The sequence below is a fragment of the Streptomyces sp. NPDC059957 genome (assembly GCF_042730015.1).
Classification (GTDB): Bacteria; Actinomycetota; Actinomycetes; order Streptomycetales; family Streptomycetaceae; genus Streptomyces.
Genome location: NZ_JBHWMB010000020.1, coordinates 42,997 through 56,140 on the forward strand (window position 1 = coordinate 42,997; position 13,144 = coordinate 56,140).

The following is a 13,144-nucleotide window of genomic DNA, read 5'->3' on the forward strand; positions in this document are numbered from 1 at the left end:
CGCCGACCTCGGCGTTTTGGGTCTCGGCGGCCGGGTTCTCCCGTAGGGCGCCGGCGACCGGGCTGGGTCTGTCCGCCGGGGGCGGGTTGCCCGGTCGCGTCGTCCGGGTCAGGCCGTCTGGAGAGTGAGGGTGATGGAGCCGTCGGGGGAGGTGGTGACGGCGACGGCCGTCAGGTCGAGGACGTGGGCGGTGGGGGCGTGGGCGGCGGCGCGGGGGCCGACGCCGATGACCCGCATGCCCGCGGCGCGGCCCGCGGCGATGCCGGCGGCCGAGTCCTCGAAGACGATGCAGTCGGCCGGGTCCACGCCGAGGGCGGCGGCGCCCATCAGGAAGCCCTCCGGGTCGGGCTTGCTGGCCTGCACGGACTCGGCGGTGATCCGGACCTCGGGCATCGGCAGGGCGGCGGCCGTCATCCGGGCCGTGGCCAGGGCCGTGTCGGCGGAGGTGACCAGGGCGTGCGGGAGGGTGCTGAGGGCGGCCATGAAGGCGGGAGCGCCGCCGATCGGGACCACGCCGTCGGTGTCGGCGGTCTCGCGGGCGAGCATCACGGCGTTCTCGGCGAGGTTCTCCTCCATCGGGCGGTCCGGGAGGAGGATCGCCATCGTGGCGTAGCCCTGGCGGCCGTGGACCACCTTGAGGGCTTCCTCGGGGTCCAGGCCGTGGGTGACGGCCCAGTCGTACCAGCAGCGCTCGACCACCGCGTCCGAGTTGACGATGGTGCCGTCCATGTCCAGGAGCAGGGCCTTGGCGGTCAGGACGGCGGGGGTGGTGGTGGTGCTGGCCGGCATCGGAGGGGCTCCAGACGGGACGGGAAAGAGAACAAGTGGTTCCGTCCACCGGTCAGGGAGTGAGGACGGAACCACTTTGTTCCTGAACAATACAAAACGAGGAGGGGTGCTCGCCACCGGATCCGGTGTGTTCTATCCCTCCAAGGCGCGGCGGGTCGCCGGACCGTAGACGCCCCACGGGTCCTCGTAGATGCCGTTGTACGCCTGGAACGTGGAGACCGCCGATTCCGTACGGGCGCCGTACCGGCCGTCGTACTTCCCCCGGTAGATGCCTTGCGCTGCCAGCAGGCGTTGGAGCTTCTCCACCTCGGGGCCCGAGTCCCCGTACCGGAGGATCGGCGACGAGGGGGGCCGCGAGGTCGGCGCGGAGCGGCTCGGGGTGGGGGACGGGGTGGCCGAGGGGCTCGGCGAACGGCTCTGGGTACGGGACGGCGAGGGGGACGGGGAAGCGGACGCGGAGGCGGAGGGGGACGCGGACCGGGAGGGGCTGGGGGTGGGCGACGGGGGCCGGCCGGTGCTCTCGGCGGGGTGCGACGGGGCGACCTGGGTGAGGCTGCTCAAGGGGGAGGAGGGCTTCGCGTCGAGGAGGGTGGTCTCCGGTGCGCCGGAGCCCGAGAAGGCCTGCAGGACGAGGACGGCCGCGCCGATCACAGTGGCGGCGGCCGCGGTGATGGGGAGCGCGCGGATGCGGCGCCGCGGGGGATCGGAGGGGTGCGGCCCGTCCGCCCCGGCCATCCCGTGTGCTCCGTACCCGTCTGCCGGGCCGGCTTGGTCCCACGCAGGGGTCTCGGGCGACCCGTACGCGCCGTGGGGCCCGGGTGTCGCGTACGGCTCGTACGCCGGGATCGGGCGCAGCTGCATCGTTTCTTCGGGCGGGGAGGCTACGGGTGTCCCGTACGCCGGAGTCTCGGCCCCGGGCGGCAGTGGCGCGGTGCGGATGGGGTGGGTGGTGTGGTTGGGGCTGGTGTAGGGCGGCAGGGTGCCCGCCGGGTCGGGGTGTGGCGACGCGGTGCCCGTCGGGTCGGGGTAGGGCAGCCGGGTATCCGCCGGGTCGGTGTAAGGCGGCGGGGTGCCCGCCGGGTCGGGGTGCGGCGGCAGGTCGGCCGTTCGGCCCGGGGTGGTCGCGGGGTTCGGGGAGGCGGGGCGTGCCGTGCTGTCCGCCGGGTCCGGGTGGGGTTCGGCGGTGCCGGCAGGGCGAGGGCTCGCCGTGGTGCTCGCTGGACCGGGGTACGACTCCGAAGTGCCCGCCCCGTCGGGAGCAGTGGCCCTCGCGGGGCCGGGGTACGACGGCGGACCGGGCGTCCGGCCCGGGCGCGCCGCGGGATCCCGGGCGTCGGCGGGCGCTGTGATGCCCGCCGCGTCGGCGTGGGATGGCAGGCCGGATATCCGGCTGGGAGGTGCCGTGGCGCCCGCCCAATCGGGGTGCGGCGGACCGGCCAGGGCGGGGTTTGGTGTGGTGGCCGTCTGGGCGGGGTGCGGCGGTGTGGTGTTCGGCCGGGCTGCGTGTGGGGGTGTTGTGCCCGGCTGTCTGGGGCGTGGGGTGGTGTCCGACTGGTCTGGGTGTGCCGTGGCGCCCGCCTGCCCCGGGTGCTGCGGAGTGGCCGCCTGGGCGGGGTGCGGCGGTGTGGTGTTCGGCCAGGCTGCGTGCGGGGGTGTTGTTCTCGTCTGGGGCGGGGGTGTCTGGCCCGGGGGTGGGGTGGGGTTCGGGAGGGATACGTAGGGGCGGACGCGCAAGGGTTGGAAGCCTGGTGCGCAGTCGCAGGCCCCTCCTGTTGTGCTGCATTCCGGACATTGCTCGGTGCTCACTCGAATCCCTCCCCTGGGCGCTGCCTGCGATTATGCAGACCCCCGGTAACCCGCCCAACCCGCCCGACAGGCCATAACCGGACACACCGCTCAGGATGGAGGAGTCGATCAGGCCCGAGGAGGAGCCGATGGTGCAGGACGTGACCACGGAGCCCGACCCGCGGAAGCGGACATCCGGCCCCAGCGCCGAACACGCCTCACGCGAGGTGCTCGTTTCCATCGGTGCGCTGCTGCTGGGGCTGCTCATCTCTTCGCTCGACCAGACGATCGTGTCCACGGCCCTGCCGACGATCGTCAGCGATCTCGGCGGGATGTCGCACCTGTCGTGGGTGGTCACGGCCTACATGCTCGCCTCGACGGCCGCCACGCCGCTGTGGGGCAAGCTCGGGGACCAGTACGGGCGCAAGAAGCTCTTCCAGTCCGCCATCGTGATCTTCCTGATCGGGTCCGCCCTGTGCGGCCTGGCGCAGAACATGCCGCAGCTCATCGGCTTCCGCGCGCTGCAGGGACTGGGCGGCGGCGGGCTGATGGTGCTGTCGATGGCGATCGTCGGAGACATCGTCCCGCCGCGCGAACGCGGCAAGTACCAGGGGCTCTTCGGCGCGGTCTTCGGAGCGACCAGCGTGCTGGGTCCGCTGCTGGGCGGACTGTTCGTGGACCACCTGTCGTGGCGCTGGGTCTTCTACATCAACCTCCCCATCGGTCTCGTCGCCCTCGTCGTCATCGCCGCGGCCCTGAAGATCCCGGTGCGTACCGAGAAGCACACCATCGACTACCTCGGCACCTTCCTCATCGCCTCCGTCGCGACCTGCCTGGTGCTCGTGGCCTCGCTCGGGGGCACCTGGGGCTGGAGCTCCCCGGAGATCATCGGGCTCGCGGTACTCGGCCTGGTCCTGCTGGTCGCCTTCGTCATCGTCGAGCGCCGGGCCGTGGAGCCGGTGCTCCCGCTCAAGCTGTTCCGGATCCGGACCTTCACCCTCTGCTCGCTGATCAGCTTCATCGTCGGCTTCGCGATGTTCGGCGCGATGGTCTACCTGCCGACCTTCCTCCAGGTGGTCCAGGGCGTCTCCCCGACCATGTCGGGCGTCCACATGCTGCCGATGGTGCTCGGACTGCTGATCACCTCCACCGTGTCCGGCCAGATCGTCAGCCGCACCGGGCGCTGGAAGGTCTTCCCGATCGCGGGCACGGCACTGACCGCGGTCGGGCTGCTGCTCCTGCACCAGCTGGAGCGCACCAGCTCCACCTGGGAGATGAGCGTCTACTTCTTCGTCTTCGGCGCGGGCCTCGGACTGGTCATGCAGGTGCTCGTCCTGGTGGTGCAGAACTCGGTCAGCTACGCCGACCTCGGTGTCGCCACCTCCGGCGCCACCTTCTTCCGCTCCATCGGTGCCTCCTTCGGCGTCGCCATCTTCGGCACGATCTTCACCAACCGGCTCGACGACAAACTGGCCAGTGCGCTCAGGGGGATTCCGCTGCCGCCGGGGCTGGACGTGAACAAGCTGGAGGCCGACCCGCGCGCCATCGGCGCCCTCCCCGCCGTGCTGCGACCGCGCGTGCTCGACGCCTACGCCACCTCCATCACGGACGTCTTCCTCTACGCGGCGCCGGTGGTGCTGGTGGCCTTCGTCGTGGCCTGGTTCCTGAAGGAGGACAAGCTGCGCGGTTCGGTGACGGCGCCCGATGTCACCGAGACCCTCGCCTCCAACCCCGTCCAGCGCTCATCGCGGGAGGAGGTCGCCCGCGCCCTGACGGTGCTCGGGACCCTCCAGGGCCGCAAGCACGTCTACGAGAAGATCACCGCCAAGGCCGGCTACGACCTGCTGCCCGCCGCCAGCTGGATGCTGCTGCGGATCAACAAGTACGGAACCGTCGATCCGGCGGTGCTGGCGGAGAAGACCATGGTGCCGTTGCGGGCCATCACGGACGCGGGCCGCCAGATCGAGGAGCGGGGGCTGGCCGTCCGCGAGGGGCTGCCGCTGGTCCTCACGGCGAAGGGGCGTGAGAGCGCGCTGAAGCTGTCCGCCGCACGGGAGGAGTCGCTCGCCGAACTGCTCGGCGACTGGTGGACCGCGGACCGGCCGACCGACCTGTCCGAGCTGGTCGCGGAGATCAACTCGGAGCTCTGCGGTTCCGTCGACGAGGAGCCCTACGAGACCTTGCCCCGCCGGGACCACTCCGCAAGGTGAGCCGCCCCGCGGGGTGACCGGTCAGACCAGGCGCTTCTCGAACCAGTGCTCGGCGTAGGGACCGGAGCTGTACGCGGGTATCTCCGCGTACCCCTGCCGCGCGTACAACGCGCGGGCCTCCACCAGGTCGGACCGGGTGTCCAGCCGGACCCGCTCGGCGCCCAGCGCGCGGCCGGCGTCCTCCAGGACCCGGAGCAGGGCCGCCCCGCCGCCGGTGCCGCGGGCGCGCGGGTCCACGTACACCCGGGTGAGCTCGGCGGTGACGGGGTCCAGGAGGCGTATGCCCCCGCAGGCGAGGGGCCGGCCATCGAGCCTGCCGACCACGAACCGGCCCGTCGGCGCCGTGAGCTCGTCGTCCGGGAAGTCCAGGAGGCCCTGGTCGATCTCGGCCTCGGTGACGGACCGCCGCCAGTACCGGCCGGCGACCTCCGCGTAGTACGCGCGGCGCAGCAGCGTCGCGTCCGGGGTGTGGAACGGCTCGGCGGCAACCTGCCAGCCCGCGGTCCGCGCAGTCGGGGTCGGGGTCGGGGTCGGATGGATCGGCTGCGTGGCCTGCGTGGTCGGCGACGCGGTGGGCGTCGTGGTTTTCGTCGTGGCCTTCGTGGTGGGCTCTGTGCTGGTCATGGCGACATTGTGGAGCGGGGGCGAGGTTCCCCGCGTTGGAATATCCACAGGCTCGGACCGATGATAGGAAAAGTGGCAAACCGCACACATGAAGGGCGTGAACCGTCATGTCGGAGCATCCTGACTGTGCCCTGATCCGCCGAGGCTACGAGGCCTTCGGTCAGGGCGACATGGAGAAGCTGAGCACGATGATGACGGCCGACGTCATCCAGCACGTCCCAGGCAGCAGTCCCATCTCCGGGCACCACAAGGGTCGCGAAGCCGTCCTCGACCTCTACCGCCGGATGGGAGAGGAGACGCACGGCACGATGCGGCTTCACTTGGACAGACTGCTCGCGGACGGCCGCGGCCACGTCATGAGTTTCCACACGACGCGCGCCGATCGCGGCGACCGCGGGATCGAGATCCACGAGGGCATCTTCTTCACGATCGTCGGAGGGAAGATCAGTGACCTCGACGTCTGCATCGAGGACATCGACGAGATGAACGCCTTCTGGAGCTGAGCCGGGCCGAAGCGCAGGAGAGAGGGGCCCGGAGCCACGGCTCCGGGCCCCTCTCCCGACGTCAGCCCTGCTTCGGCGCCGCCTGCTGCACGACCTCGAACGACCACACCGACGAGCCCGTGGCAGCGGGCTTCGGCCGCTCCGCACCGCCCGCACCGGCCGCACCGCCCGCACCGGCCGGGCCGCCGCCGCCCTGGTGGGCCGCCTTCATGGGCCCGTCCATCCACGCCTGGAAGTCCTCCTCGGAACGCCACCGCGTGTACACGAGATACTGGTCCGTGCCCTCGACGGGACGCAGCAGCTCGAACCATTCGAAGCCGTCCGAGCTCTCCACAGAGCCTGCACGGGAGGCGAACCGCTGCTCCAGAACCTCCCGCTGTTCGTCCGGGACGGTGAGGGCGTTGATCTTCACGATGCTCATGCCCGCCATCCTAGGTATCGCGCGGGGGATATCGTCGTGCGGGTAAATGAAGCACGCGGTATGAAACGCGGTACGAAACGCGGCAGCCAGGCGAAGTCAGGGTTGCGGTCAACAGGGCGGGAGGCCGGCGAGGCGTGGCTAACGCGGCGGAGCACAGTGGTGCGAACGGACATGCCGGGGTCATAGGCGGTAGCGGCAGCGGCAGGCTCGGGGCGGCACGCCTCATGCTGTGGGCGCTGGCCTTGCTGCTCGCCGTCAGGCAGGCCGCGGTCGTGCTGCGCGTGCCACCGGGCGAGTGGCTCAGCGGTTTCCACCTTCCGGGCAGTCTCCCGGGCTCGCTCTACACGAGCGGCCAGTTCACCGGGACCCCCTTCGCGGGGCTGGTCCTCAAGCCGCTCCTGGGGCTCGCGGCGCCCTCCCTGGAGGTGGCCTGGACCTGCGTGACGCTGCTGCTCGTGGCCGCCGTCGGGCTGGTCGCCGCGCGCGCCCTGCCCGATCCCGTGCCGCGGCGCACCGCGCTGCTCGCCGCGCCCGTGCTGGTCGCGCTGATGATGGTCTCGCTGCCCGTCCGCGAAGCCGCCCTGCCCGGGCAGACCGCCGTACTGCCGGTGCTGCTGGTGCTCCTCGCCGTGTTCCGGGTCCCGAGCGAGCGCCCCTCCGGGTTCCTGCTCGGCCTGGCCGCAGCCCTGCAGCCCGCGCTGCTGCTCTTCGCGCCACTGCTGTGGCTGTCCGGACGCAGGGCCACCGCGCGTTCCGCAGCCCTGACCTTCGCCGGAGCCACGGCCCTGTCCTGGGCGGCCCTGCCCAGCGACTCGTGGACGTACTGGGTCCAGCACCTGGCCGGCACCGGCCTCGGCGGCGAACCCGGCAGCATCGCCAACCAGTCCGTGCACGGCGCCCTGCTGCGCCTGGGCCTCTCCGGCCCCGGCGAGATCCTCCTCTACGCCGCCCTCGCGGCCCCGATCGTCTGGATCGGCCTGCGCCGCGCCGCCCGCTACGCCCGTGACGGCCAGCTGCTGCTCGCCGTCGCGATCACCGGCTGCGTGGCCGTCGCCGTGTCCCCGACCGGCTGGCGCCACCAGATGCTGTGGGTGCTGCTCGCGGTCGCCGGCAAGGTCGGCAAGCGGGCCGCCGACCGGCCGGTGTGGCCGGTGGCCGTGGTCCTCGCCATGACCCTGCCGAGCGACGTGCTGCTGCCCAACCTGGTCGCGCTGGCCCCCGTACGGGACAACGTGCTGCTGCTCGCGGCCCTCGCGGCGGCCTGCGTCGTGCCGTTCCTGCCGCGCTCATCCCCGCACTGGCGCGAGCCGGTCCCCACCGCCTACGGGCGGCCCGCGCCCGCGCGGTGGTCGCGGGTGCCGCTGCTGCCGTTCTGGCGGCGCGTGCTGTCGCGTCCGAACCTGCTGCTGGAACTGCTCCTGATACGGGTCGGGTACTCGCTCTACTCGCACATCCGTGCCGCCGCGCCCACCAGTCGCACCCTCGCCGAGGGCAACGGCAGCCAGATCCACGGGATCGAGAAGGCGCTCGGCATCGACATCGAGCACGCGGTGAACCACGCGGTGGTGAACACGCCCTGGCTGGAGGCGTTCTTCAACTTCTACTACACCTCCTTCCACTTCGTGGTCCCGCTGGCGATACTCGCCGTCCTGTACTGGCGCAGGCCCAAGGACTACCGGTGGGCGCGGGCCTCGCTGGGGCTGGCGACCGTGCTGGCGCTCATAGGCTTCTGGCTGTATCCGCTCGCGCCGCCACGGCTGATGCCCGGCATGGGCTACGTCGACACCGTGCACGGGGTGCAGGACCTGGCGAACCCGAGCTACGGGGCCATGACCGCGATCTCCAACCAGTACGCGGCGATGCCCTCGCTGCACTTCGGCTGGTCGCTGTGGTGCGGGATCGTGATCGTGATGATCGCGCCGAAGGGGTGGCAGAAGCTGCTCGGTGCGCTGCACCCGACGATCACGGTGTGCGCGATCGTGGCGACGGCCAACCACTGGGTGCTCGACGCGGTCGGCGGGGCGATCGTCGTCGTGGCCGGGTTCGGGCTCGTCTACGTGCTGTCGGGGCCGCGGGGCGACGCGGTGGCGGCCGGGGTGGCCGTGCCTCGGCCGCGGCAGCCGGAGCGGGTCGGAGCGGGGTCCGCGGAGCGGACTCGGGCCTAGCGGTTCTGCGGGCCGGCCGCCCTGGCGCCTGGCCGCGCTGCCTCCTGGCCGCCTGGCCGCCTGGTTGCCTGTGCGGCGACGACGAAGGGGTGCCGGGGCGGTGTAGCAGCCCCCCCCGGCACCCCTTCGCGATGGATCGCCGCGTTCTGCCAGGATCCGCCCGCGGGGCGGCTTCCGCCACTCGGGGCGGGGGCGGGGTGGGGGCGGGTGCGGTGGCGGAGGGCCCTGCGGGGCTGTCCCCTACCCGCCCTTCGCCCGTTCCCCGGGGCTGCGCCCCGGACCCCCTCCGGGCTGCGCCCCGGACCCCCTCCGGGCTGCGCCCCGGACCCCCTCCGGGCTGCGCCCCGGACCCCCTCCGGGCTGCGCCCCCGGACCCGTTTGGGGCTGCGCCCCCGGACCCCTTGGGGCTGCGCTCGGACGCCCTCGGGGCTGCGCCCCCGGACCCCTTGGGGCTGCGCCCCCGGACCCCCTCGGGGCTGTGCCCCCGGACCCCCTCGGGGCTGCGCCCCCAGACCCCCTCGGGGCTGCGCCCCCAGACCCTCGCCGTGCGGGTGCGTTGCCGGGGGCGCTGCCCCGGGCACCCGCGGCTCAAACGCCGGCGGGGCTGGAATGGGCCGGGTTATTCGGCCGGTAGGTGGGATACGACCAGGGCTATCGCCGCCCGGGCTGTGTCCGCTTCGCCCAGGATCGTGGTCTGGCGGGGGCCGCGGACGCGGAAGCGGCCGTCCGGGAGGGGTTCTACGGCCGGGGCGGTCACGGCGAAGGGGTGGCCGGCGGAGGCGCTGAACCACAGGGTGAAGTGGCTGGTGTACGGGTAGAGGCGGCGCAGTTCCGGCTCTTCGCGGGCGGCCTCGATGAGGGCCAGGACCCCCTGGCTCATGGGCTCCGAACCGCCGTCGAGGTCGACCATCCGCTGCCACGTCGTGGGCAGGCGCTGCCACCGTCTCGCGCTGGGGTCCTCAAGGTTCATCCGGGCAGTCTGGGGGCCGGTCCGCCGCCAAGGCAATGATCTCGCAGGTGGCGAGACGGTAACGACCGGCGACCCGCCGGTAACAAGGGACGGTGGCCGAGGGACGGCAGGGGCCGGGCGTGGGAAGGTGGGGCCCCTGCCGTCCTGGATCACGGGTCAGTGGTGGCCGTCAGCCGTGGCTGACCCGCAGTTCCTTGATGCCGTTCAGCCAGGCCGCGCGCAGCCGGCGCGGGCCTTCCCCGACGAGGCGCAGGTCGGGCAGGGCGTCGGCCAGGGCGTTGAACATCAGGTCGATCTCCATGATGGCCAGCGACTTGCCGAGGCAGAAGTGCGGGCCGCCGCCGCCGAAGCCCAGGTGCGGGTTCGGGTCGCGGGTGATGTCGAAGACGTCGGGGTTCTCGAAGACCTCGGGGTCGTGGTTGGCCGAGGAGTAGAACATGCCGACGCGGTCGCCCGCCTTGATCTTCTGCCCGCCCAGTTCGGTGTCCTGGGTCGCGGTGCGCTGGAAGGACACCACGGGGGTGGCCCAGCGGACGATCTCCTCGGCGGCGGTGGAGGGCCGGGTGCGCTTGTACAGCTCCCACTGCTCGGGGTGGGTCAGGAAGGCGTGCATTCCGTGGCTGATGGCGTTGCGGGTGGTCTCGTTGCCGGCCACGGCGAGGAGGAGGACGAAGAAGCCGAACTCGTCGGAGCCCAGGTTGCCCTGGCCTTCGGCGGCCACCAGCTGCGTGACGATGTCCTTGGCCGGGCACTCCTTGCGGTCGGCGGCCAGGTTCATCGAGTAGCCGATGATCTCCGCCGCGGCGTTGCCGCCGACCTCGGCGGTGATCGCGTACTCCGGGTCGTCGTACGCGATCATCTTGTTCGACCAGTCGAAGATCCGGGACCGGTCCTCCTGCGGTACGCCGATCAGCTCGGCGATGGCCTGCAGCGGGAGCTCGCACGCCACTTGGGTGACGAAGTCGAAGCTGCCGTCGGCCGAGGCTTCGAGGGCTTCCGCGACGATCTTGCGGGCCCGGTCGCGCAGGGCGTCCTCCAGTCCGCGGATGGCCCGCGGGGTGAAGCCGCGCTGCACGATCTGGCGTACGCGGGTGTGTTCCGGCGGATCCATGTTCAACATGATCAGTCGCTGGGCATCTATCGCATCGCGCTGGATGTGCTCGTTGAAGCGGATGATCGCCGTGTTCGTCGTGGAGGAGAACAACTCCGGGTGCGTGGAGATGTACTTGACGTCCGCGTGCCGGGTGACGGCCCAGTACCCCTCGTCGTCGAAGCCGGTGATGCCCCGCGGCTGCGGGCACCACCACACGGGTGCGGTCTGCCGCAGTTCCGCGAACTCGGGGTAGGGGACCCGGTCTTGGAGTACGTCCGGGTCGGTGGCATCGAAGCCTTCGGGCAGTGCGGGGCAGGTCATCGGGCGGCTCCAAAGTCTGACGGCCCATCAGAAGTTGGCTTGAAGGTAGTAACGAGTTCTAGAAGTGACAAGGGGCCCCGCGCCAACTGTTGCGTGTGGAATCCGTGTAAGCCGCGTGCAAGACCCTTGCGTACCGGGTGTTCTGGTCATAAGACTGCGGGGAGAACTAGAACGCGTACTAGTTCGGGTGGGGCGCCGGGACGGCCCGCCCGTCGCTGAGGCGCGCTAGCCGATGCGCGCTGTGCGCTACGCAGGAGCAGGAGAGGACGAGCTCATGGCCGCGGAACCCGTCATCGTCGAAGCCGTACGCACCCCCATCGGCAAGCGCGGGGGCGCGCTCGCCAATCTTCACCCCGCCTACCTTCTCGGCGAGACCTACCGCGAGCTCCTCGCCCGCACCGGCATCCAGCCCGACTGCGTCGAGCAGATCGTCGGCGGCACCGTCACCCACGCCGGTGAGCAGTCGATGAACCCGGCCCGCAACGCCTGGCTGGCCATGGGCCTCCCGTACGAGACCGCCGCGACCACCGTGGACTGTCAGTGCGGCAGCTCCCAGCAGGCCAACCACATGGTCGCCAACATGATCTCGGGCGGGGTCATGGACATCGGCATCGCCTGCGGGGTCGAGGCCATGAGCCGCGTGCCGCTGGGGTCCGGATCGAAGCACGGACCCGGCAAGCCCTTCCCGGACGAGTGGAACGTCGATCTCCCCAACCAGTTCGAGGCCGCCGAGCGCATCGCCCGCCACCGGGGCCTGACCCGCGAGGACGTGGACAAGCTCGGAGTCCTGTCCCAGCAGCGGGCCGCCGCCGCGTGGGCCGAGGAGCGGTTCAAGCGCGAGACCTTCGCCGTGCAGGTGCCCACCACGGAGGCCGAGCAGGCCGCGGGGCAGGGCATGTGGCGGCTGGTCGACCGGGACGAGGGCCTGCGCGACACCTCCATGGAGGCGCTCGCCCGGCTCAAGCCGGTCATGCCGACCGCCGTGCACACCGCCGGGAACTCCTCGCAGATATCCGACGGCGCCGCCGCCGTGATGTGGGCCTCGCGCAAGATGGCCCGCGCGCTCAAGCTGCGGCCGCGCGCCCGGATCGTCGCCCAGACCCTGGTCGGCTCCGACCCGCACTTCCACCTGGACGGGCCGATCGACGCGACGCGGGCCGTGCTGGGCAAGGCCGGCATGTCCCTCAAGGACATCGACCTCGTCGAGATCAACGAGGCCTTCGCCTCCGTCGTCCTCAGCTGGGCCCAGGTCTTCGACCAGGACCTGGAGAAGGTCAACGTCAACGGCGGCGGCATCGCGCTCGGCCACCCCGTCGGCGCGACGGGAGCCCGCCTGATCACCACCGCGCTGCACGAGCTGGAGCGCCGGGACAAGGAATTCGCGCTGATCACCATGTGCGCGGGCGGCGCGCTGGCGACCGGCACCATCATCCAGCGGCTGTAGCACCTGCTGCGCCGCCTTTGGACCCTGTGGGATGGGATCGCGAAGGCCCCGGAGGCCGGACCTGGGGAGGTCGGCCGCCGGGGCCTTCGCATGCGCTGTGCGGGTACTGCGTGAGCACCGCTCTGGTACTGCGTGAGCGCCGCTCGGGTGCTGCCGCGGTACCGCTTCGTCTGCTGCCGCTGGTGGTTTAGTACCAGTGGTGGTTCTGCCAGAACGTCCAGGCGCCGGCGGGGCTGCCGTAGCGGGAGTTCATGTAGTCCAGGCCCCACTTGATCTGGGTGGCCGGGTTGGTCTTCCAGTCCGAGCCGGCCGAGGCCATCTTCGAGGCCGGCAGGGCCTGGACCAGGCCATAGGCGCCCGAGGAAGAGTTCGTGGCGGTGTGGTTCCAGCCGCTCTCGCGGGACACGATGTTGTTGAACGCCGCGAACTGCGCCGGGTCCTTGATCATCTGCTGGGCGATCGCCTTGGCGCTCATCGGGGCGGCCTGCGCGGGAACCGCGGCCAGCATGGAACCGGCGACGCCCAGGGCGAGGACGGTACCCGTGAGGGTCTTCTTCGAAGCGGCGATGCGGCGGATGACGGCGTTGGACACGGACAAACCTTCCGAAGGGGACAAGGGCGGTCGCAGACGTGCACGAGCCACTCACGTGAAAGAGAGGGGTTCATCGGCGGGATCAGAAGACCCGGAGGTCTCCGTCCGCCCTGCGACTCATCCAGTTCTACGGGGGTAGAGCGCGCCTGGCAACGACCCCTCTTACTAGTGGTCCTCGCAGCCGGGGCGCAACGGCCCCTCTTGGGGCGGGCGGGTATCACCGCTGG

At 71.7% G+C, this 13,144-nt stretch carries 11 protein-coding genes; 4 read left to right on the forward strand and 7 right to left on the reverse strand.

What is annotated here, in order from left to right; translation table 11 throughout:
- Positions 1–108: 108 nt before the first annotated feature.
- Together ACFWBW_RS15840 and ACFWBW_RS15845 are read right to left on the reverse strand one after the other, a co-directional pair.
- Positions 109–789 (reverse strand): HAD-IA family hydrolase, encoded by a 681-nt coding sequence (locus ACFWBW_RS15840; RefSeq protein ID WP_385372737.1) that lies wholly within the window; start codon positions 787–789, stop codon positions 109–111.
- 132 nt (positions 790–921) lie between these two features.
- Complete coding sequence (locus tag ACFWBW_RS15845; RefSeq protein ID WP_385372738.1) at positions 922–1,650, reverse strand: peptidoglycan-binding protein; 729 nt, start codon at positions 1,648–1,650, stop codon at positions 922–924.
- 1,073 nt (positions 1,651–2,723) lie between these two features.
- On the opposite strand from ACFWBW_RS15845, the gene ACFWBW_RS15850 reads away from it, so the two are divergent.
- On the forward strand, positions 2,724–4,784 hold the full coding sequence (locus ACFWBW_RS15850) for a DHA2 family efflux MFS transporter permease subunit (RefSeq protein ID WP_385372740.1): 2,061 nt from the start codon (positions 2,724–2,726) through the stop codon (positions 4,782–4,784).
- A 21-nt stretch (positions 4,785–4,805) separates the two neighbouring features.
- Here the strand turns inward: ACFWBW_RS15850 and ACFWBW_RS15855 are convergent, their stop codons facing one another.
- Positions 4,806–5,324: a GNAT family N-acetyltransferase gene (locus ACFWBW_RS15855; RefSeq protein WP_385372873.1), complete on the reverse strand. Its 519-nt coding sequence runs from the start codon at positions 5,322–5,324 to the stop codon at positions 4,806–4,808.
- Between the two features lie 191 nt (positions 5,325–5,515).
- Between ACFWBW_RS15855 and ACFWBW_RS15860 the strand changes: the two genes are divergently transcribed.
- Complete coding sequence (locus tag ACFWBW_RS15860) at positions 5,516–5,911, forward strand: nuclear transport factor 2 family protein (protein WP_385372742.1); 396 nt, start codon at positions 5,516–5,518, stop codon at positions 5,909–5,911.
- A gap of 61 nt (positions 5,912–5,972) precedes the next feature.
- Here the strand turns inward: ACFWBW_RS15860 and ACFWBW_RS15865 are convergent, their stop codons facing one another.
- Positions 5,973–6,332, reverse strand: a complete 360-nt coding sequence (locus ACFWBW_RS15865; RefSeq protein ID WP_385372744.1) for an antibiotic biosynthesis monooxygenase family protein — start codon at positions 6,330–6,332, stop codon at positions 5,973–5,975.
- A 134-nt stretch (positions 6,333–6,466) separates the two neighbouring features.
- Here ACFWBW_RS15865 and ACFWBW_RS15870 point away from each other — a divergent pair, with 134 nt between their 5' ends.
- The gene (locus ACFWBW_RS15870) at positions 6,467–8,497 is read left to right on the forward strand and encodes a bifunctional glycosyltransferase 87/phosphatase PAP2 family protein (protein WP_385372746.1); all 2,031 of its coding nucleotides are present in this window, start codon (positions 6,467–6,469) and stop codon (positions 8,495–8,497) included.
- A 619-nt stretch (positions 8,498–9,116) separates the two neighbouring features.
- On the opposite strand, the gene ACFWBW_RS15875 is transcribed toward ACFWBW_RS15870, so the two are convergent.
- Both ACFWBW_RS15875 and ACFWBW_RS15880 read right to left on the reverse strand, forming a co-directional pair.
- Positions 9,117–9,467 (reverse strand): DUF6193 family natural product biosynthesis protein, encoded by a 351-nt coding sequence (locus ACFWBW_RS15875; protein WP_385372748.1) that lies wholly within the window; start codon positions 9,465–9,467, stop codon positions 9,117–9,119.
- Positions 9,468–9,636: 169 nt separating this feature from the next.
- Positions 9,637–10,881 carry a cytochrome P450 gene (locus ACFWBW_RS15880; protein ID WP_385372750.1) on the reverse strand — a complete coding sequence of 415 codons (1,245 nt, stop codon included), beginning with the start codon at positions 10,879–10,881 and terminating at the stop codon, positions 9,637–9,639.
- Positions 10,882–11,155: 274 nt separating this feature from the next.
- Here ACFWBW_RS15880 and ACFWBW_RS15885 point away from each other — a divergent pair, with 274 nt between their 5' ends.
- On the forward strand, positions 11,156–12,325 hold the full coding sequence (locus ACFWBW_RS15885) for a steroid 3-ketoacyl-CoA thiolase (protein ID WP_266877343.1): 1,170 nt from the start codon (positions 11,156–11,158) through the stop codon (positions 12,323–12,325).
- 187 nt (positions 12,326–12,512) lie between these two features.
- Here the strand turns inward: ACFWBW_RS15885 and ACFWBW_RS15890 are convergent, their stop codons facing one another.
- Entirely contained in the window at positions 12,513–12,917 is a 405-nt protein-coding gene (locus ACFWBW_RS15890) for a transglycosylase SLT domain-containing protein (RefSeq protein ID WP_385372752.1), read from the reverse strand.
- Between the last annotated feature and the right edge of the window lie 227 nt (positions 12,918–13,144).